The organism is Anaerobiospirillum sp. NML120449 (genome assembly GCF_023051105.1).
Classification (GTDB): domain Bacteria; phylum Pseudomonadota; class Gammaproteobacteria; order Enterobacterales; family Succinivibrionaceae; genus Anaerobiospirillum.
The window spans coordinates 1-1,521 of sequence record NZ_JALKIL010000100.1; the positions used below are offsets into that span (position 1 = coordinate 1).

The 1,521-nt window shown below is 39.2% G+C and carries 1 protein-coding gene; it reads right to left on the reverse strand.

Annotation, left to right across the window (positions count from 1 at the left end; translation table 11 throughout):
• Positions 1–35: 35 nt before the first annotated feature.
• Positions 36–1,283, reverse strand: a complete 1,248-nt coding sequence (locus MXE41_RS13285) for a tyrosine-type recombinase/integrase (RefSeq protein ID WP_247100879.1) — start codon at positions 1,281–1,283, stop codon at positions 36–38.
• Positions 1,284–1,521 lie beyond the last annotated feature (238 nt).

Consider the following 1,521-nt stretch of genomic DNA (forward strand, 5'->3'; position numbering starts at 1 on the left):
AAATACTTCTGTATCATAAAGCTTTACTTCTGATGTCATAAAGAATCTCTCCCACCATGAATGCAGAAGCTTTCAGGTATAGCACACAGCCTCATTTTTCTTTGGTTAAGCTGGATGTACCTTACTGTCTGATCAATGCAAGAGTGTCCCATCAGCATAGCCACCTGGGTCAAAGGTACATCATTATTGACGAGCATACTGGCGTATGTATGTCTGAGCAGGTGCATACCACTGTGATCAAATTGAGATGCACATATTGAGGCATAATCAAGAAAGCGCTGAAGCATGCCGTGCTGATTGCCGCGCAGGCGACCGTATGGAGCACTGTGAGATACAATCACAAAATCATTACTTTCTCTGGACAAATGTGATGGACGGCCATTATCCAGATAGTCCGTCAGGTATGCCTCTACAACCTCACCTTTATAAGAAATAGAGTGGGGCTTGCTTGTCTTGGACATTACGAAAGATATGAATTTGCCATCTAAATTGATGTTTTTGAATTTTAGTTTTGTGATATCGCCAATCCTCATGCCACAGAAGCTTGCTAAAACTACCATTAGAGCGTTACGCTTTCCGATTGCTGTTTCGGTATCAAGAGCTGATAAAAGTTCAACAAGCTGCTCCTCAGTCAGTGCATAGTTTATGTTCTGGTAGGATCCGCCTGAAATTGAGGGCATAGTAAGCATGAAACTTACTTTCTGACGTCCGCTCTGAACAAGAAACTTACCAAATACATTCAGCGCATTTACCAAGTTCTTACGAGAACGCTTATTATCGTATTGGGAAAGAAAGGAAATGGCATGTTTATCTGAAATGTCAGCAGGGTCAGTAACAGAAAATTTGACATGTATATGGGAAAGAAACAACTTGGTAGCGCTTATGTAGCTTGTTACACTCCTTTCAGAGTAAGCATGAGAAACGAGAAAGTTCTTAAACTCCTGATTTAAATCAGCAAAGTCTTTGCTGATCGGGACCCTGAACCTGATAAGGTTGATTGCTCTTGGAACAGGCTTATTATTGGCAAGGCAATCAAGGGTTATCAGACACCTGTAACATTGCTTATCAAATTTGTCCATTAATTCAGCATCGTGCTCGATATCTATATTTCGGACTGCCTTAAGGTAGGAGTGTATGCTCGCGATTGATACCTCACTGCTCATGTCTGATTTATTAAGAAATACGGCATATTTGAGCCATTCTCTTTTGTACTTTTCTGCAACCAACTCAGAGTAGTGGCTTTTTGAAAGATACTCACTTCCTATTGAAATCGCCTCATCCACATGCATATGTTAAGCTGCCTTTATAATTAAATGCTAACATTAGGAAATGTTATGCAATTATATGTGCATTAATGGTTATGCTAAGGATAATACGGCTTTTCTCAGAACTTCTCTAGTAATGCTAAGATCATTAGAGACAAAAAAAATCGCTAACTGTGATACAGATGCGATTTCTTGTAAGAAATTGTATTTTTTGCCAAATTTAACTTGACATTTACAAATATTAACACAAACGGTT